This is a genomic window from Streptomyces sp. B5E4 (assembly GCF_039871555.1).
Taxonomy (GTDB): Bacteria; Actinomycetota; Actinomycetes; order Streptomycetales; family Streptomycetaceae; genus Streptomyces.
In genome coordinates this window covers 318651-336791 of record NZ_JBDPMI010000002.1, presented here as the reverse complement: position 1 = coordinate 336791, position 18141 = coordinate 318651, and the positions used below count along the sequence as shown (strand labels likewise).

The window sequence follows — 18141 nt, the reverse complement described above, 5'->3', positions numbered from 1 at the left end:
CCGGCAGAGCCGAAGCCGCCGTCAGATGGGGCTCGTGCGCCCTTTCGGCGCCCTGGCCAGCGTGTCCTTGATCTCGTCGCGCAGCTCCTTGACCACCGGATCGTCGGAGAACGGCGCGGTCAGCCGGTACGTCTCCCGTAACCGGTCCCAGGTGCGGTGCGAGGAGTTCTCGCCGATACGCGCCAGCGCGAGCCGGGCGTAGCCGTCGCCCCGGTCCGGGTCGTCTCCGAGGAAGCCGGCCGCGGCCAGGGACACGTAGTCCAGGATCTGGGAGCGCTGGCGTCCGTCCGGCCGCTTGGCGAGGGCCAGTTCGCCGTGCTCGCGCGCGCGCAGGGCCGCGGAGGGGTCGTGTTCGGCGAGCGTGCGGTAGGCCAGCGCCTGCATGCCGTGCAGGTCGGCCTCGTCGAAGAGCTGTATCCAGGTGGGCGCCGCCACGTCTCCGCGGTCGGCGGCGAACAGGTCCTCCGCCTCGCCCAGCGTGCGCTGCACGGCGCCCGTGCGGCCCTTCGCCGCCTGCGCCCACGCCTCGACGGTGTGGAGCATCGAGCGGGTACGCGGGTGAGTCCCGGGCCCCGTCCCGGACTTGGCCAGCCCGATCAGCTCCAGCGCGTCGTCCGGCCGGCCCAGGTGGATCATCTGGCGGGCGGCGCGCGACAGCGCCTCCGCGGCGCGCGGCCGGTCGCCGCCCTCGCGCGCGGCGTGGGCCGCGATGACGAAGTACCGCTGGGCGGTGGGCTCCAGGCCCACGTCGTGCGACATCCAGCCGGCCAGTACGGCGAGGTTCGCCGCGACGCCCCACAGCCTGCTCTGCAGCGGCTCCGGGTGCCGGTACGCGAGCATGCCGCCGACCTCGTTGAGCTGGCCGACGACGGCCTTGCGCTGCAGGCCGCCGCCGCGCTCGGCGTCCCAGGCGCGGAACACCTCGACGGAACGTTCCAGCGCGTCGACTTCCTGAGCGCCGACCGGCGTCGCCTCATATCTGCCGTAGCGCGCCGGTTCGACGGCGAGAGGGCCGCTTCCGGCGGCGGTGCCCGGGGCGACGGGCTCGGCGTGCAGCCACTCGTGCAGGGAACTGGTCAGGGCGGAGCCGGCCGCGAGCGCCGTTCCCGCGCCCACCAGGCCGCGTCGATTGAGCATGAGGTCCATTCCCGTGAATTCGGTGAGGACCTCGGCCGTCCGCTCGGGTGCCCAGGGCAGTGCGTCATCGGACTGCCGCCTGACCCGCCCGGGCCCTCCGGCCCGTTCGAACCCGAGATCCTCGGTGGTCACGACACGGCCGAGTCGCTCGGTGAACAGGACCGCCAGCACCTTGGGCACCGGCTCGCGCGGGATCTCGCCCGTCTCGATCCAGCGCCGCACCCGCGAGGTGTCGGTCGCAAGCTGGGGGTGGCCGGTGGCCGCCGCCTGCCGATTGACCAGCCTCGCCAGCTCGCCCTTCGACCAGCCGGTCATCCCGAACAGGTCGGCGAGCCTGGTGTTGGGTTCCTTGCTCACGTCAAGCCCCCAGGGTCTCGGCTCACTTGACAGTACCGACGGGCCGAAGGCCCGGCGAGCATTCGCCAGGGTTCGCCAGGGTGCGCCAGATGGTGTGCCACCCGTATAGCGGTGTGGGCTATGACTGCGCCAACCGGCCCCGGAGATCGGGGCACATGCCAGCCGCACCGTCCCTCCGCATATCCCGGGCTCGACGGCCGGGGACCGGGCCCCCAGCCGGTCACCCGGACGAGTGACCAGGGAAGGATACGGCAGCGGACGGTGGCCCGCGGCGCGCAACCGGCCCGTGCCTGAAGGGATCTGTCTCGCCCATGTACGCAGCATCGGCATCCGTGTCCGCACCCGTCCGTACGGTACGCCCCCCGGCCCCGCACCGGACCGCGGCCGGCGGGGCGCCGTTCCTCGACCCGGGCCGCGCACCGGCCGCCGGCGCACGCCTGCGACAGCTTCCCCCGACCGCACGCCGCCCCGTCAGCGGGCGGCTCGACCTGACCGGACCGCAGGGCGCGCTCCTGCGCGCCGCGGTCGACTCGGTGCACCGGGTCGTCCCCGACTTCCACCCCGTGCAGGTGCTGCGCCGCAGCAGCCGCACGGTGCTGCTGGTCGGCTCCACCGGCCGGACCACCGCGGTGGCGAAGTGCCTGGTGGACCAGTCGGCCGCGCGGGTGGCGAAGCTGCAGCAGGAAATAGCTGCCTACCGCACGTTCGTCCGGGCCCGGCCGCCCGTGCGCGTGCCGCGGCTCATCGCCGCCGACCCGGAGAGCTGCACGCTCGTCATCGAGCGCACCCCCGGCCGCGCCGCCGCGCTCCAGCGGCACCCGCTGGAGGTCCCGCCGCACGCCGACGTGCGCGCGACGCTCGCCGCGCTGGTACGGATCGGGATGTGGCGGCCCCCCATCGGCGCGTTCGGCGCGCCGCTCGACTACGGCACGCAGCTCGGCCGGTACCACGAGCTGGGCCTGCTCACCGACCGCGACATGGGCGACCTGCAGACGCTGTTGCACGGCATCGGCCCCGGGCACCTGCAGTTCTGCCACGGAGACGCGCTGCTGTCGAACGTGCTGCTGTCCCCCGCGGGCCCGGTCCTCGTCGACTGGGAGCAGGCCGGCTGGTACCTCCCGGGGTACGACCTGGCGACGCTCTGGGCCGTGCTGGGCGAGGGCTCGCCCGCGCGCAGGCAGATCAGCCAGCTCGCCCAGGCAGGCGGAACGGTTCACCGGGACGGGTTCCTGGTCAACCTGATGCTCGTACTGGTGCGGGAGGTCCGTACCTACGAGGCCGCCGTGCAGCGGGCGATGAAGGATCCGGCGCCGCCGGTCGCCGTGCACAGCGGGATGAGCGCAGGGGAGGAGCACCGGCTGCTGCTGCGACGGCTCCACGACGACGTGCAGATGGCGCGCCGCGCGGTGCGGGCGGCGGTCGGAACGCGGTGAGCCAGGCGGGGTGGCGCGCCGTGACAGCGCCACCCCGCCCGCTTGCCCCGCGGCCCCGCGCAACCGCCTGACGTGCGGCGACTCGCCGCCCACAGGATTGACGGTCCGTCAGGTGAACCGATAGTGCTGGGTGATCGTTCGCCTACGCACCCCGGAGGGCCCTGTGCCAGGACGCCTCGCGCGCTGCGCCGCCGCCACCGCCGTCCTCGTGCCGCTGCTCGCCGCGGGCTCGCCCGCGGCAAGCAGTGTGCCTTCCGGAACCGGTGCGCTCCAGGAGTCGTTCGCGGCGGCTGCGCGGCAGTACGGCGTGCCGGAGAGCGTGCTGCTGGGGGTGGCGTATCTGGAGTCGCGCTGGGACGCGCACGACGGGGCGCCGAGCGTGGCGGGCGGCTACGGGCCGATGCACCTGACAGACCTGCGCGCGGCGACGGGCGAGGGCGGCGGGCGGGGTACGCAGACGGTGCAGCGCGCGGCGCGGCTGTCGGGCATCCCGGCGGCCCGGCTGCGGACGGACCCCGGCGCCAACGTGCGCGGCGGTGCGGCGCTGCTCGCCGACCACGGCCGCCGGCTGGGTGCTGAGCACGCCGACGGGGCGGCCGGGTGGTACGCGGCGGTGGCGGCGTACGCGCAGGCCCCGGACGCGGCGACGGCGCGGGTGTTCGCCGACGAGGTGTACGCGGTGCTGCACGCGGGTGTGCGCCGTACGACCGACTCCGGCGAGACCGTCACGCTGCCGGCGGACGCCACGATCCGTACCACCGCCCGCACGGCGGCCGCCCCCGCCTCCCACCGGGCCGCCCCCGAGGAGGCCGAGTGCCCCCGCGAGCTGGCCTGCGAATGGCTGCCCGCGCCGTACGAGGTCTACGACGGCAAGGACGGCGAGCCGGACTACGGCAACCACGACAAGGCCCGCCGTCCCCACGACCAGCGCATCCGCTACATCGTCGTGCACGACACCGAGGGCGGCTACGACGGTTCCGTCCAGTCCGTGCTGGACCCCGAGTTCGTCTCCTGGCACTACACCCTGCGCTCCTCCGACGGCCATGTCGCCCAGCACGTGCGCACCGGTGACGTCGCCTGGCACGCGGGCAACTGGCAGGTCAACGCGCAGTCCATCGGCCTGGAGCACGAGGCGCGGCTGACCGACCCGGACGCCTGGTTCACCGAGGCGATGTACCGCTCGTCGGCGCGGCTGGTGCGCCATCTGGCGCACGAGTACGACGTGCCGCTGAACCGGCAGCACATCCTCGGCCACGACAACGTCCCCGCCCCCGACGCCGAGCAGGTCCCGCAGATGCACACCGACCCGGGCCCGTACTGGGACTGGGCGCACTACTTCGACCTGCTCGGCGCCCCGCTGGAGCCCGCCGCGCAGACCGACGGCCGCGTCGTGACGATCCGCCCCGACTACGCCGCCCACCGCCCCCAGTACACCGGCTGCACCCAGGACGCCGCCGCCCTCTGCCCGTCCCACGGCTCCGGTGCCGTCCGCCTCCGTACCCGCCCCGCCCCCGACGCCCCGCTGGTCGGCGACCCCGGACTGCACGGCGCCGCCCCCGCCTCCACCGGCGTCAACGACACCGGGGCCCGCGCCTCGACGGGCCAGCAGTTCGCCGTCGCCGGCCGCCGCGGCGACTGGACGGCGATCTGGTACCTGGGCCGCCAGGCGTGGTTCCACAACCCCACCGCCGCCCCCACGGCGATCGCGGGCGACGGCACCACCCTCGCCCCGCGTCCGGGCGCCGGCCCCGTCCGGGTCTACGGCCGCGCGCTGCCGGAGGCGTCCGCGTACCCGGAGGGCGTCGAGCCGAAGCAGCCTCAGCCCCTGCCGTACGAGCTGCTCCCCGGCCAGCGCTACGTCGTCGGCGACACCATGCCGGGCGAGCACTTCCACGCCCCCGGCCTCACCGACGAGACCGGCGCCGCGAGCCGCGTGATCCGGGGCCGCACCCTGTGGCACCAGATCCAGGTGGGCCACCGGATCGGGTACGTGAAGGCGGCGGACGTGACCGTGGCGCGGCCCCGGAGCGGCGGTCAGCCGAACGTGTAGGTGCGCCCCGCACGGGCGTTGATGATCTCCTCCCCGCCGGGGAGCAGGTCGCTGCGCAGGGTGAGCCGCCGCGTCCGGCCGGCGTGCAGGGCGATGCGGGTGGCCCGCCCTTCGGCCCAGGTGATGTCGAGCGTGGCGCCGCCGCGGGCGCGCAGGCCGCGTACCGAACCCGAGGGCCAGGCGCCGGGGAGGGCGGGCAGGACCTCGATGGGGCCGTGCTGGCTTTGCAGCAGCATTTCCGCGATGCCGGAGGTGGCGCCGAAGTTGCCGTCGATCTGGAATGGCGGGTGGGTGTCCCACAGGTTGGGCAGCGTGGAGGACTTGAGCTGTTCGCTCAGCATCTTGTGCGCGTGGTCGCCGTCCGTGAGCCGGGCCCAGAAGTTGATCTTCCAGGCCTTGCTCCAGCCCGTACCGCCGTCGCCGCGCGCGGTCAGCGACACCTTCGCCGCCTCCGCCCACTCGCTGCCGGCCTCGATCTGCCGCCCCGGGTGCAGGGCGAAGAGGTGGGAGACGTGGCGGTGGTCGTTGTTCTGGTCGTCCAGGTCCGCCTTCCACTCCTGCAACTGGCCCCACGACCCGATCCGCAGCCCCGGGTCCAGGTCCCGCAGGGCCTGCTCCAGCCGGCCGCGGAACGCCCGGTCGTCACCCAGGGTGCGGGCGGCTTCGAGCGTGGAGGTGAGCAGGTCGTAGACGATCTGCTGCGACATCGACGCCCCGGCGGTGAAGTCGCCCTGCTCGGGCGAGTAGCTGGGGGTGACGACGAGTTTGCCGTCGCGCGGGTCGGTCCGCAGGTTCGCGAGCCAGAACGCGGCGGCCTCCTTCATCACCGGGTACGCGGTCTTGCGCAGGTAGTCCGTCGAGCCGCTGAACCGGTAGTGCTCGTACATCTGCTGCGTCAGCCAGGCCGCGGCCTCCGGGAACCAGAAGGAGGTGGCCCAGTCGTGCACGCCGGTGAAGCCGTACGGGTTGGTCTCGTTGTGCACCACCCACCCGTCGCTGCCGAACAGTTCCTGCGCGCTGACCCGGCCGGGGGCGCGCAGGGCCTCCACGAACTCGTCGTAGGGAAGCGTGGTCTCGGCGAGGTTGGTGATCTCGGCGGGCCAGTAGTTCATCTGCAGATTGATGTTGACGTGGTAGTCGGCGCTCCACGGCGGGTTGGTGACGTTGTTCCACACGCCTTGCAGATTCGCGGGCGTCGACCCGGGCCGCGAGGAGGCGATCAGCAGGTAGCGCCCGTACTGGAAGAACAGCGCCTCCAGCGCCCGGTCGGCCGCCGAGCCGCTGCCGTACCCCGCCAGCAGCGCGTTCGTCGGTACGTCCGGCACCTGCCCGCCGACGTCCAGCGCGACGCGGTCGAACAGCTCCCCGTGGTCGGCGACATGGCGCCGCACCAGCGTCGCGTACGGGGAGCCGGCCGCCCGGTCGACGGCGCGCGTGACCCGCTCGTGCGGGTCGGCGGCGCGGTAGTCCGGGTAGGTGTCGGCGTAGTCGGTCCCGGCGGCCAGCACGAACCAGGCCGCGTCGGCGCCGGTCACGGTCAGCGTGCCGTCCCCGGCCGTGACCGTGCCGCCGTCGGCGACCAGGCGGATCTGCGTCTCGAAGACCAGCCCGTTGTCCTGCAGCGTGCCGCGGATCGTCAGCCGGTCGCCGCTCGCGGTGGCGGTGTAGTCGTTGCGCGGGGAGGTGTAGCGCAGGGTGAAGGCCACCTGTCCCGGCCGGTCCGCGCTCAGCCGGCCCACAGCCACCTCGTCCGGGTGCGAGACGAAGAACTCCCGCAGATGCCGGGCGCCGTCGTGCTCGTACGCGACGGTGGCGACCGCCCGCCGCAGGTCGAGCCCGCGGCGGTACGAGCCGTCCGGAGCGCCGGGTGCGGCGGCGAGGTCGAGCCGGAGGTGGCCGAGCACCTGGTATGCGCCGAAGCCGTGCTTGGGCTGGCCCAGCTCCGCGGCGATGGTCTCGGGGCTGAGCCGCCCCTCGGCGTCGATCCGGTCCTGCACCGCCTCCAGTGCCCCGGGCCGCGGCTCCGTCCAGTTGCCGAAGTCGTAGCCGGGGGAGCCGGGGCCGCCGGTCCACAGGGTCTTCTCGTTGAGCGTGAGTTGCTCGGAGCCGAGCGTGCCGAACACCCCGACGCCCAGGGCCCCGTTGCCCAGCGGCAGCGACTCGCGCTCCCAGTCGGCGGCGGGCTTGTCGTACCAGAGGCTCAATTCATCGGAGGAATCAACGGAATCAGAAGCGGACGCCTCCCCGGAGAAGGCGGCCGTTCCCATGGCTATCGCGCCTGCGGCACCGATAGCGGACTTGACAGTGGTTCTTCGTGAGATCCCCTCAGTCATGACGCGTCACGCTAGAGGTCCGATGACTGCATGACAAGACACCGCGCGATGCCGGACGTTGCCGGTGGGAGGGGTGAGGTGGGGCGGGGGCGGATCTCAGCCCTGCTGGAACAGCTCCGCGGGCAGCGGCTTGAGCAGCGCGTACAGGTCCTCGGAGATCGGCCGGTCCCACGCGGCGATGGTGACGAGCACGTGGTCACTGCGGTCGAACTGCACGCACGAGACGCGGCTCTCGGAGAGCTTGAGGCGGCGCACGATCAGCAGATTGTCGCCCTGCATCACGGGCGCGTCCTCGACCTCGGTGACGGTCACCGGCTCCTCGTGCTCCAGGGCCAGCAGCAGTTGCGCCACCTCGAAGGGCGGCTGGCCCTCGGGCACGTCGCGCGCGGGTGAGCCCTCGGGCAGGTTCCCGATGATCATCGCCGGGCCGCGGCCACCGAACAGGTCGTACCGCAGAAAGACGCCCTGGCAGCTCCCGTCGGGGCCGGGCAGCAGGCCGGCGCCGAGGTCGCCGGGCCAGTCGCCCGGGTCCATGGCCAGGACGTCGAAGTCCGGGCCCGCGGGCTTGGCGGCGCTGCTGCGGCGGCGGAGAAATGCCATGCACCAATCGTACGGGTCCCGCGGCACCGCCGACCGCCGGGGCGGCCTCCACCGCACGGCCGATCCGGCATTGCCGGAAGAGGCGTACACCCGCTGCTACGCGAGTAGTGTCTCCCCGTCGACGACAGAGGAGGGGTCGGATGGCGGAAGCCGGGGGCTTGCTGCGGGGACCGGAGGTGTGGGCGTACGTGCTGGACGGGCACGAACGTCTGCGCATCGCGCTGGCAGAGCTCACCGAAGGAAAAGAGCGCGGATCGTCCAGACTGCCGGGCTGGACACGCGCGCACGTGCTGTCGCACATCGAAGGCATCTGCCGGGCGCAGACGCGCCAGGCGCGATACGCCCTGAAAGGCGAGCTGATCGAGGTGTACGACGGCGGCCGGCCGGCCCGCGACGCGGGCATCGAGGCCGGTGCGGTACGAAGCGCCGCGGAGTTGTCCGCGGCGGTCACGGCGACCCTGGCGGAGGCGGAGGCCGTCTGGGAGTCGGTGGGAGACACGGACTGGGACCGCCCGGTGCGCTATCGCGACGGCGACCTGCTGGGCGCCCTGCACTGCTGGTGGCGGGAGCTGGAGGTGCACACCGCGGACGCGAAACTGGCGACCTGCTCGGCGGCCTGGCCGCGCGAGCTGTGCCTGCACCTCTTCGACTTCCTCGCGCCGCGTGCGCCCGCGGGGCTGACGCTGGTCGAATCGGACGGGCCCGTACGGCACACGTTCGGCGCCGGAGGCGCCGGAGGCGCCCGCCCGGACGCCGGTGACGCGAGTGCCGACCCCACCGGCCGCGGGCCGGTGGTCAGGGGCCGGCTCACGGATCTCGCCTCGTGGCTCGCCGGCCGCCAGCCGCACCAGCGGCTCGACGGCCGGCTGCCCGAACTGGGTCCCTGGCCGTGACCCGTGTCGTGAACTTCTGGCGGGCCGGCCTCAGCGCCGTACCGGAGAAGGTGTGGCAGGAGACGGACGCCGAAGTGCTCGTCCTGGCGGAGAACGCGCTCACGCACGTCCCGGACGACATCGCCGCCCTGACCCGGCTGCACACCCTGGACCTCGGGCACAACGCACTCGTCGCGGTGCCCGAGGTCATCGGGGAGCTGCCGGCTCTCAGCGGCTGCCTGTATCTGCACCACAACCACCTCACCGTGCTCCCCGCCGCGCTCGGCGGACTCCACACGCTGAGCTACCTGAACGTCGGCTCGAACCCGCTGCGCGCCCTGCCCGAGGAGGTGGGCGACATGGCGGGCCTGGTGGAGCTGCGCGCGCAGAACTGCGGGACGAGAGGGCCGGTCTTCCTGCCGGAGTCGATCGGGCGGCTGCCGGCCCTGCGCGAGTTGTGGCTGCGCGGCAACGCGCTCGGCCGGCTGCCCGACTCGCTGGCGGGGCTCGGTGAGCTGCGCGAGCTGGACTTGCGCGAGAACGCGCTGACGGACGTGCCCGACGTGCTGGCCGAACTGCCGATGCTGCGCCGCCTGGATCTCCGCGCCAACCGGATCCGCGCCGTCCCGCCGTGGGTGGCGCACATGCCCGCGCTGGAGAAGCTGGATCTGCGCTGGAACGAGGTCGAAGGCACCGAAGCCCCGCTCGTCGCGTTGCGCGAGCGGGGCTGCGTCGTGCTGGTGTGACGGGCGGGACCGCCGGCGTGACGGACGGGTCGGGTCACCCCGGTGGTCCCGGATCCGGCAGCCGGGGGTGCCGGCCAGGTCACGCCGGGTCGGTCACGTCAGGTCGAACTCGCCGTCGCGGGCACCGAGGACGAAGGCACGCCACTCCCCCGGGGTGAAGATCAACGCGGGCCCTTCCGGGTTCCGCCCGTCGCGCATGGCGATGTATCCCTCGACGAACGCGATCTCGACGTCCCCTACCCCCTGGCTGCTCGACTGCCACGTGGCGCCTGTCAGATCGAGCTGCGGTTTCCCGCTGCCCGCCGCCGGCTGCTGAGTGGTGCTGTTGGCCACGTCCTGCTCCTCCCGGTGAGCGTCGTCCGCAGCCAGGGTATCCACGACGACGGGCGACGGAACAGGCCACGATAGAGGGACGGGAAAGGTGGTAGAGGCCGGTGGAACGGGGGTTCAGCCGCCGAGTCCGTCGGCCTCCGTGGCCAGGTCCGCGACGACCGCGCAGTGGTCCGACGGCCAGACCCCGTCGACGGGCCCGTCCCCCGCCCGCCGCACGTTCCGTACATGCCCCTCCCCCACCGGGCCGGGCGGCCCCACCAGCACGTAGTCGATCCGCGTGTCCCACTCCAGTATCCGCGCCGCATGCGGGTTGGCCAGATCCCACGTCTGCCCGGCGGCCCCCGGGCGGGCGTAGCGCCAGGCGTCGTAGAGCACCTGCCCGCGCACGGCGGGCGCGGTCTTCGTACCGGACAGCAGCCGCATCTCGTCGGAGTCGGGCTCGGCGTTGAAGTCGCCGGTGACCACGGGCGGGAAGTCGCCGTCGCCGCGCCGCTCGTGGACGAAGCGGGCGAGCGCCGAGACCTGCGCACAACGGGTGGCGGAGGCGTAGGGGTGGGAGAGCAGGTGCGTGGTGAAGAACGGCACCTCCACACCGCTCGGCGCGGCCACGCGCGTATACAGCGCTTGCTGGCCGTCCGGCCCCTCCTCGCCCGGGGGCAGCACGATGCTCTCCCGCTCGGTGATCGGCCAGCGGCTGAGTACCGCGTTGCCGACGTCGACCGTGGGATCGTCGATACGCCGCTGCCAGCGACCGGGTTCGGGCGAGGGGGCCCAGGCCCAGTGCATGCCCAGCTCCTTGGCGAGCCACCCGGCGATGTTGTCATCGCCCTGACCCCAGACCTCCTGCAGTCCGACGACGTCGGGGCGGGCGTCGCGGAGGGTCTTGAGGATGGCCTTGCTCCGTTCCTGCCACGGCCCGAAGCGCCACCAGAGATTCCAGGTCATGACGCGGATCATGCGTTCGTATCCCAACCACCGGCCGACTGTGGATCAGAGGCTATCTCTACGGGACCGGAATGATGTGCGAGAGTCGCGGGGATGGAGCTGATCGGACGCGGACGGGACGCGGACGTGTACGCGCTGCTCGACGGCCGGGTGCTGAGACGCTACCGGGCGGGGCGCGTACGGAGGGCCGAGGCGGAGGCCCGGCTGCCCGTACGTCATCGATTGGACCAACGCGGCCACGGGCGCCCCTGCGTGCGACGTGGCGATGACGGTGTGCATCCTGCGAGGCGTCGAACTCAACCCGCCGGAAGCCCTCTGTCTGCGCGTCCTGCTGCGCACCCTCCTCCGCACGACCCCCACGGACCCCGCCCCCGGCTACCTCCACGCCCTCCCCGCCCGCCTGGCCGACCCCCACCTCACCCCGAGCGAGGCCCGCCGCCTGCGGCGGGCACTGGGCGGGTGAGAGCCTCTTCCAACCTCGTGCGGGTGAGGGGGCGTTGGGCTGACAGCTCAGTGAAGCCCCGGCCTGTCCACTCCGGCGAACACCAGAAGATCCTCCCACCGAGGATCACTCGGGCGGCGGAGGAGAGTCGTCCCGGTCCCGGTCCCGGTCCTGCTGCTGGGGCTGGCCGGGGGCGCCGGCGATGGCGTTCTGGAAGCGGGTGCGCAGGCCACTCCAGCGGGCGTCGTGACGGGCCGCGCGGCGGGTGGCGCGGGCGAGCTTGTGCGGCCGGCGGGTGTAGAAGCGGTGCGCCCAGGGCGATTGGGGACGGGCCAGGCGGATCGCGCCGACCGCTCCGACCAGGGGGATGACCACGCCGAGCACGCCCATGCGGAACTTGCCCTTGGCGAAGGAGACCACGGCGATGAGGGCGCCGATGATGAGATTGACCGACCACAGGAGCGCCCCCTGCTCGTGCAGTCCTCCTTGGTCGTCCACGTCGAAGGGGGACGAGCCGATCAGCACCATGCCGACGACCACGGCCGTCAGCACGGTGACCTCGACCGAGGCGCGGCCCTGCTCGCTCCAGTAGACGTCGTGCAGGTGGACGATCAGGGCGAACTCGTCGAGCACCAGACCCGTGCCCATGCCGAACACGACGGCGACCACGGACTCGGCGACCACGCCTCCCTCCACGAAGACCGCGCCGAAGCCCCCGATCACCATGAGAACGACCCCCGGCACCACGTGGTGGATGTGCATCCCGCCGGGGTCGACGTTCCGGAACGGTCCCCGGCCGGCGCGGATCATGCGGGTGATGCCACGGGTGACGAGGAAGGTGACCACCAGGGCCGTCAGGGCCAGCATCGGGGGCACCCGCGCGGTGTCGACCATGGTGAGGTTGAGCCGGCCGTCGGCCATGCCGCGTCCACACCTTTCGCCTGGAATCAGATGTCTTCCAGGTTATTGTCGCGAAGCGCGCAGCGGAGGGATCGCCGCCTCGCCGGGCGGCAGGCGGACACGGGTCTGTCACCTCACCCGAAGGGCACGCACGGTGCGGCGGAGCCCGCCCCAGGACTCCTCTTCCGGACCCGAAGCGTGACGGCGGACTCCACACGACGCCGCGTACCCGATGACCGCTCGGGCCGACCTCTCCGTTTCGACCACCCTGGATGCTCGATCGGTGACGCTCAGTCGCTCATCAGGTGCGCTGCCGATGCCGGGTGCAGTATGGAGGTACCGGCGATCAGGAGGTGCATGATCATGGCCGAGTTCATGGACGTTCACCACGGAATGAAGGGGATCACGAGCGAGCAACTGCGGGAAGCGCACCTCGCGGACCGGGCCATCGAGGCCGAGGAGCGGGTGCACTTCAAGCAAGCCTGGGCGGACCCCGAGTCCGGCGTGGCCTACTGCCTGTCGGAGGCGCCGTCGGCGGAGGCGGTGAGGCGCATTCACGAGCGCGCCGGCCATCCGGCGGACGAGATCCATCCGGTGCCGCTCACGGCCTGACACCGTGCCCGGCGCGGAGATACGCGCACAGTTCAGGAAAAGGCTCACTGCCAGGTGATCCCGGTGTAGATCGTCTTACGAGTTCCGAAAACGAAACGCTCCCGGCCGGAAAGCCGCCCGAGAGTGTTCACCGCAATCCGCTTATACGCGGGCTTTAAGAGGCCGCGCAGACAGGCAAGGGGTCGCGGTCGCCGGGTGGGGCGATCCAGCGCCGTGGCGAGATGTCCCCGAGTGGTATCGGCCGTGGGCCGGAGTGCACGACGTGTTGTCGGCGCTGCCACCGGATACGACGGGCTTGCCGTCCGCTATGACGCGGCCGTGCTGGTCGCGGTGATCAAGAAGTGGCTATGACAGGGCTGACGGTGTGCCCGCCGGGCGGCGCCAGCACGGGCACCAGATCGTGCGGACGCACGGCGACCAGGTGAGCTCCCACACGGACACCGGAGCGTGCGCCCCAGGCGGCGTGCACGCCCTGCGACCCTGCCGCGCGGGCGCAGCCGAGGTCCACTTCGGCGTCGCCCACGTATGCGGTCGCCTCGGCCGGAACTCCGAGCCGCCGCTCGGCCAGCAACAGCCCGTCCGGCGCGGGCTTGGGCCGGTCCACCTCATCACCGGCGACGACCACCTCGAACCGCATGTCGATCCCGGCGGCAGCGAGCATGCTCGTGGCCACGCGCCGCGTGGCCGCCGTGAACACGCCGAGCCGCAGGCCCGCGTCGGTGAGGTCGTCGAGCAGGGCCGGGATGCCGGGGAAAGGGCGCAGCCCGGCGATCGCCGGGTCCAGGTGCGCGTGGAAGCGTTCGACCTCGGCGGGGCCGCATGCGCGGCCGAGAAAGTGCGCCAGAACCAGCTCCGTGTGGCCGACATGCCAGCCGGCGACCACCTCGTCCGGCGTCACCGGCGGGCCGCCGAGCGATTGAATCGCGTCGGCGTATGCCCGGGACACCGTGGGGACGCTGTCCACGAGCGTCCCGTCCATATCGAAGACGACTGCACGCATGGCTCAAGACCCTGGCCCCTGGTCCCGTTCGACGCCAGGGCCACTTCGCGGACACTGGCTGCGTTCGACCGGTGCCGGGTCGCCTTGAGGGTGGGACTACGCCACCAATGCTGTCGTGGCCGGACATTCGAGGGCACTGTGTGAACGGACAAGGGTGGTGCTAGACAGGGACACCGTGAGAGAGGCAACAAGGGGCCGAGGTGCCCGGGGCAGGTTCATCAGTCGGCTGGGCGAGGCGATCAGGTCCGTCGCGATCGCGCATCCGCTGAGGGTTGCCGTCGACGGGCCGCCCGCCGCCGGGAAGACCACGCTGGCCGACGAGCTTGCCGCCGTCCTGCGCGCGGAGGGCCGCGACGTCGTCCGCGCGACGATCGACGACTTCCTGGTCCCCCGTGCGCAGCGCTACCGGCGCGGCCGGTACTCGGCCGAAGGCTGCTACTTCGACGCCCACGACCACGCCGCGCTGTGCCGGCTCCTGCTCGACCCGCTGGGCCCAGGCGGAGACCTGAGGTTCCGGCACGCGGTCTACGACAGGGACACCGACTCCCCCGCGTCCCCACCGGCCACGACCGTCCCCGCAGACGCCGTGCTGCTCTTCGACGGGGTCTTCCTCCTGCGCCCGGAACTCATCGACCGGTGGGACCTGCGCATCTTCGTGTCCGTCCCCTTCGAGCAGACGGTAGAGCGTGCCCGGGACCGGGAATCCACCGTCGACGCAGAAATCATCGATCGGTCCTGGAACGACCGCTATATCCCCGCCCAGCAGCTCTACTTCGCCACAGCCCGTCCGACCGACCACGCCGACATCATCGTGTACAACGATCACATCGACCGGCCGACCTGGGAAGTCCGACCGCACTCACCGATCCACGGCTCCGCGTTCCTGAAGGCCGATCAAGGAGACACGGGCTTATAGAGTCGGAGGATGACGCGCAGTTTGCAGTGCACCGTGCTGGACTGTCCGCGGCCCCGTGAGCTCGCCGCGTTCTACCAAGCCCTTCTCGGCGGCGAGGTCGACCGGACGGACCCGCGGTGGTCCCTCGACGACGACTGGTCCACGTTGCACCTGCCGGACGGCGGGGTGCTGGGCTTCCAGCGGGCCCACGACCACCGGCCGCCGCGCTGGCCGGACCCCGCCCACCCGCAGCAGTTCCACCTCGACATCGCCGTGGACGACGTCGCGGCGGCCGAGCGCGATGCGCTGGCCAACGGCGCGAAGGTCCTGCGGGACGAGGGCGATTGGGGCGTCTACGAGGACCCGGCCGGCCATCCGTTCTGCCTCGTACCGGAGTGAGAAGGCGCCGGGCGGGTGGCCGGGTAGCAGCCACCCGCCTCGGTCTCAGACGTCGCCGAACTCGCCGGTCTTGACGGCGGACACGAACGCGGTCCAGCCGTCGGAGGTGAAGGCGAGCTGTGGGCCCAGGGGGTTCTTGCTGTCGCGGACGCACATGCGGTCGGGGTGGCCGTCGTGCACCTCGACGCAGTTACCCCCGTCGCCGCCACTGTGGCTACTCTTGCGCCAGTCTTGGGTGGTCATCCAGCTCCTTCGCCGCGGATTCGATCCGCTCCAGGGAGGCTTTGCACGGCCAGGCTTCGACCAACAGCCGTGCGTAGACCTCCTCATGGTGAGCCACGACCACGGGCTCGTCCAGGAGCCTTCCGCTCGACAAACCTTCCACGTACGCCATGGGAGGCTCATCCATGCAGGTGAGGAGGCGGAGTGGACCGGTGAGCGCCGCGTGACCTCCGATCGCGTACGGCAAGACGTGTACACGCACTCGGTGGTTGCGGATCAGGCTCGCCAGATGCCGCAGTTGCGCGGCCATCACGGGTCGGCCCCCGACGGGTCGGTGGAGTACAGATTCATCGAAAAGGACCTCGTACTCGGGAGTCCTGGGGTTGTCGAGGATCCGTGCGCGCACGAGGCGAGCCCGCACCAAGTAGTCCATCTCGTCTTCCGGCCGCACCGGGTGCGACGCCCGGAACACCGCCCGTGCGTACCCCTCCGTCTGCAGCAACCCCGGCACCAGCAACGCCGAGAACTCCCTGATCCGTACCGCCCGCTGCTCCGCGTCGTACGCCTCCGTGAAGTGGTTCGCGATTCCCGCCGGCCTCGCGTCGTTGCATCGCCGGGCGAAGAACCCGTTCGTCTCCAGCACCCGGTCCGCCAGTTCGGCGATCTCCGGCTGCATCCGCCGCCGACCCGACTCCATGTGGGTCACCATGGACGTGCTGATGAACAGCATGTCCCCGAGTTGTTTCGCACTGAGCCCTGCGGCCTCCCGGTAGTACCGGAGTTCGTCGCCGAAGAACGCCCGCGTGGACTGGGACGGATCCTGCCGTACCCACCGCTGGTCGGAGTTCGCCACCGCCAGTACCTCCTGTGTCATCGGTTGACAACGGACAGTAGCGACTACAGATCACGCGGTACTTCCGATAGGCCATGTGAGGCGCGTACAACCATCACTGTGCGGTGGTCTTGACAGCACCAGACCCCTGGAAGAAAGTTTCACCGTTCGTGCCGCGCCCGGAAGGATTCTTTCAGGAGGGGTCGGAATCATGACGGATGCACCGTCTGGCAGAAGTTGGGATCAGTTGGGCCGGCGGCGCTTCGCCGCCGGTGTACTTGCTAGTGGAGGTGCGCTCTTCGTGGTCCCCGGTTCCACGGGACTCCCCGCTCACGCCGCCCAGGCATCGTCCGGCGGCGCGCCCGTGCTGCAGCGCGGCAGCGGCTCGCGGGCCGGGCTGCTGGAGCCGCATCTGCGGCAACTGGTGGCCGACGCCGAGACGTTCCTCGGGCCGTCGCCGAAGTACCCGTGGTACGCGGGGGCGGTCATTCTCGCCGGGCGGGGGCGGACGGTCGCGCTGGAGCGGGCGATCGGGAAGGCCGTGCGCTACGAGCGGTACGACGAGGCGACCGACACCGGTGTCGAGCTGCCGCCGGAGCAGCAGGTCGACATGTCGATGGACACCGTCTTCGACCTCGCTTCCGTCTCCAAGCTCTTCACCTCTCTCCTGGCCGTGCAGCAGATCGAGCGCGGTGCTCTCACCCTCGAAGCGCCTGTGGCCTCCTACCTCCCCGAGTTCGGCGCCGCGGGCAAGCAGGACATCACCATCCTTCAACTACTGACGCACACCTCCGGGTTCGCCTCCTGGATCCCGCTGTACGCCGAGCCGACGTGGGAGGCCAAGCTCGCGCGGCTGTGGCGGGAAGCGCCGGTCAACCCGCCGGGGACCACATACCTCTACTCCGACCTCAACCTGATCAGCCTCCAGCTCGTGCTGGAGAAGATCACGGGGAAGTCCCTCGACCGCCTCCTCGCCGACGACATCACCGGTCCCCTCGGCCTGGACCACACGCGCTACAACCCGCCCGCCTCATGGCTTCCCCGCATCGCCGCCACCGAGGACGCGCGCAAGCCGTGGTCGGGGCTCGACCGGGGGATGGTGCGGGGGGAGGTGCACGACGAGAACGCGTACTCCTTCGGCGGGGTCGCCGGGCACGCCGGGCTGTTCTCCACCGCGTGGGATCTGGCGATCCTCTGCCGGACCCTGCTGAACGGCGGGGCGTACGGGCGGACGCGGATCCTGGAGCGGGAGTCGGTGGAGCTGATGTTCACCGACTTCAACACCGACTTCCCGGGCGATGAGCACGGGCTCGGCTTCGAGCTGTACCAGCACTGGTTCATGGGCGCCATGGCCACGCCGGAGTCCGCCGGGCACACGGGCTTCACCGGCACGGCGCTGGTCGTCGACCCGACGACCGACACCTTCCTCGTTCTCCTCGGCAACTCCGTCCATCCGGTGCGCAGCTGGCGCAGCGGCAGCGCGCCGCGGGTGGCGGCGGGGAAGAACCTGGCGCGTGCGGTGGCCGTACGGCCGGAGGACGGGCGTACCGCGTGGTTCAGCGGGATGGCGAATCAGAAGACCTCGACCCTCACGCTGCCCGAAGTGACGGTGCGGGACGCGCGGGCGGCGCTGGAGTTCGCCCTGTGGTGGGACACCGAGCCGCAGTGGGACAAGGTCTACCTGGAGGCGTCGGCGGACGACGGCGGGACGTGGGAGCCGGTGCCGTTCACGAGCCGCCGCCTGCGCGGCGGGGGCGTGCAGCAGCACGCGGAGGGCACGGCGGACGGGTGGTCCGGGCGGGTGTGGCACCGGGCGTCGGCGGAGCTGGGCACGTGGCGCGGGCGGCCGGTGTGGCTGCGGTGGCGGTATGTGACGGACCGGCAGTACGTGGGTCGCGGGGTGTACGTGGACGACGTACGGGTGACGGACGGGCACCGGGTGCTGTTCGACGACGGGCGGCGGGGCGACGCGGAGCGGGTGGAGCTGGACGGCTGGGCGGCGTCGGCGGACTGAGCCCGCGGGCGCGGGGGGC

18 protein-coding genes are annotated in these 18141 nt (G+C 72.1%); 9 read left to right on the top strand and 9 right to left on the bottom strand.

Annotation, left to right across the window (positions count from 1 at the left end; translation table 11 throughout):
- Positions 1 to 21: 21 nt before the first annotated feature.
- Positions 22 to 1494: a hypothetical protein gene (locus ABGA99_RS04075; RefSeq protein ID WP_347577022.1), complete on the bottom strand. Its 1473-nt coding sequence runs from the start codon at positions 1492 to 1494 to the stop codon at positions 22 to 24.
- Positions 1495 to 1805: 311 nt separating this feature from the next.
- Between ABGA99_RS04075 and ABGA99_RS04070 the strand changes: the two genes are divergently transcribed.
- Both ABGA99_RS04070 and ABGA99_RS04065 read left to right on the top strand, forming a co-directional pair.
- On the top strand, positions 1806 to 2927 hold the full coding sequence (locus tag ABGA99_RS04070; RefSeq protein ID WP_347577021.1) for an aminoglycoside phosphotransferase family protein: 1122 nt from the start codon (positions 1806 to 1808) through the stop codon (positions 2925 to 2927).
- Positions 2928 to 3090: 163 nt separating this feature from the next.
- The gene (locus tag ABGA99_RS04065; protein WP_347582161.1) at positions 3091 to 4977 is read left to right on the top strand and encodes an N-acetylmuramoyl-L-alanine amidase; all 1887 of its coding nucleotides are present in this window, start codon (positions 3091 to 3093) and stop codon (positions 4975 to 4977) included.
- Here ABGA99_RS04065 and ABGA99_RS04060 read toward each other — a convergent pair.
- Both ABGA99_RS04060 and ABGA99_RS04055 read right to left on the bottom strand, forming a co-directional pair.
- Entirely contained in the window at positions 4962 to 7244 is a 2283-nt protein-coding gene (locus ABGA99_RS04060; RefSeq protein ID WP_347582160.1) for a glycoside hydrolase family 95 protein, read from the bottom strand. The genes ABGA99_RS04065 and ABGA99_RS04060 overlap by 16 nt on opposite strands.
- 162 nt (positions 7245 to 7406) lie before the next feature.
- Complete coding sequence (locus ABGA99_RS04055; RefSeq protein WP_326794563.1) at positions 7407 to 7910, bottom strand: hypothetical protein; 504 nt, start codon at positions 7908 to 7910, stop codon at positions 7407 to 7409.
- Positions 7911 to 8050: 140 nt separating this feature from the next.
- Here ABGA99_RS04055 and ABGA99_RS04050 point away from each other — a divergent pair, with 140 nt between their 5' ends.
- Positions 8051 to 8803 (top strand): maleylpyruvate isomerase family mycothiol-dependent enzyme, encoded by a 753-nt coding sequence (locus tag ABGA99_RS04050; protein WP_347577018.1) that lies wholly within the window; start codon positions 8051 to 8053, stop codon positions 8801 to 8803.
- Positions 8804 to 8811: 8 nt separating this feature from the next.
- Positions 8812 to 9528, top strand: coding sequence for a leucine-rich repeat domain-containing protein (locus ABGA99_RS04045; RefSeq protein ID WP_347582224.1), 717 nt, complete (start codon positions 8812 to 8814; stop codon positions 9526 to 9528).
- A 93-nt stretch (positions 9529 to 9621) separates the two neighbouring features.
- Here the strand turns inward: ABGA99_RS04045 and ABGA99_RS04040 are convergent, their stop codons facing one another.
- Together ABGA99_RS04040 and ABGA99_RS04035 are read right to left on the bottom strand one after the other, a co-directional pair.
- Complete coding sequence (locus ABGA99_RS04040; protein ID WP_027757485.1) at positions 9622 to 9861, bottom strand: DUF397 domain-containing protein; 240 nt, start codon at positions 9859 to 9861, stop codon at positions 9622 to 9624.
- A 114-nt stretch (positions 9862 to 9975) separates the two neighbouring features.
- Positions 9976 to 10818: an endonuclease/exonuclease/phosphatase family protein gene (locus ABGA99_RS04035; RefSeq protein ID WP_347582159.1), complete on the bottom strand. Its 843-nt coding sequence runs from the start codon at positions 10816 to 10818 to the stop codon at positions 9976 to 9978.
- A gap of 253 nt (positions 10819 to 11071) precedes the next feature.
- Between ABGA99_RS04035 and ABGA99_RS04030 the strand changes: the two genes are divergently transcribed.
- Positions 11072 to 11269, top strand: coding sequence for a hypothetical protein (locus ABGA99_RS04030; RefSeq protein WP_347577016.1), 198 nt, complete (start codon positions 11072 to 11074; stop codon positions 11267 to 11269).
- Positions 11270 to 11374: 105 nt separating this feature from the next.
- Here the strand turns inward: ABGA99_RS04030 and ABGA99_RS04025 are convergent, their stop codons facing one another.
- The gene (locus ABGA99_RS04025; protein WP_347582158.1) at positions 11375 to 12169 is read right to left on the bottom strand and encodes a hypothetical protein; all 795 of its coding nucleotides are present in this window, start codon (positions 12167 to 12169) and stop codon (positions 11375 to 11377) included.
- Between the two features lie 342 nt (positions 12170 to 12511).
- Here ABGA99_RS04025 and ABGA99_RS04020 point away from each other — a divergent pair, with 342 nt between their 5' ends.
- The gene (locus tag ABGA99_RS04020; protein ID WP_347577046.1) at positions 12512 to 12760 is read left to right on the top strand and encodes an SCO4226 family nickel-binding protein; all 249 of its coding nucleotides are present in this window, start codon (positions 12512 to 12514) and stop codon (positions 12758 to 12760) included.
- A gap of 334 nt (positions 12761 to 13094) precedes the next feature.
- Here ABGA99_RS04020 and ABGA99_RS04015 read toward each other — a convergent pair whose 3' ends face one another.
- Positions 13095 to 13760 (bottom strand): HAD family hydrolase, encoded by a 666-nt coding sequence (locus ABGA99_RS04015; protein ID WP_347582157.1) that lies wholly within the window; start codon positions 13758 to 13760, stop codon positions 13095 to 13097.
- 175 nt (positions 13761 to 13935) lie between these two features.
- Between ABGA99_RS04015 and ABGA99_RS04010 the strand changes: the two genes are divergently transcribed.
- Together ABGA99_RS04010 and ABGA99_RS04005 are read left to right on the top strand one after the other, a co-directional pair.
- The gene (locus tag ABGA99_RS04010) at positions 13936 to 14676 is read left to right on the top strand and encodes a cytidylate kinase family protein (protein WP_347582156.1); all 741 of its coding nucleotides are present in this window, start codon (positions 13936 to 13938) and stop codon (positions 14674 to 14676) included.
- Between the two features lie 9 nt (positions 14677 to 14685).
- Positions 14686 to 15054, top strand: coding sequence for a VOC family protein (locus ABGA99_RS04005; RefSeq protein WP_347577012.1), 369 nt, complete (start codon positions 14686 to 14688; stop codon positions 15052 to 15054).
- A gap of 45 nt (positions 15055 to 15099) precedes the next feature.
- Here ABGA99_RS04005 and ABGA99_RS04000 read toward each other — a convergent pair whose 3' ends face one another.
- Together ABGA99_RS04000 and ABGA99_RS03995 are read right to left on the bottom strand one after the other, a co-directional pair.
- Positions 15100 to 15297, bottom strand: a complete 198-nt coding sequence (locus ABGA99_RS04000; protein ID WP_347582155.1) for a DUF397 domain-containing protein — start codon at positions 15295 to 15297, stop codon at positions 15100 to 15102.
- Positions 15269 to 16150, bottom strand: coding sequence for a helix-turn-helix transcriptional regulator (locus ABGA99_RS03995; protein WP_347582154.1), 882 nt, complete (start codon positions 16148 to 16150; stop codon positions 15269 to 15271). Before ABGA99_RS03995 ends, ABGA99_RS04000 begins: the two co-directional genes overlap by 29 nt.
- A 169-nt stretch (positions 16151 to 16319) precedes the next feature.
- On the opposite strand from ABGA99_RS03995, the gene ABGA99_RS03990 reads away from it, so the two are divergent.
- The gene (locus ABGA99_RS03990) at positions 16320 to 18122 is read left to right on the top strand and encodes a serine hydrolase (RefSeq protein WP_347582153.1); all 1803 of its coding nucleotides are present in this window, start codon (positions 16320 to 16322) and stop codon (positions 18120 to 18122) included.
- The last annotated feature ends 19 nt before the right edge of the window (positions 18123 to 18141 follow it).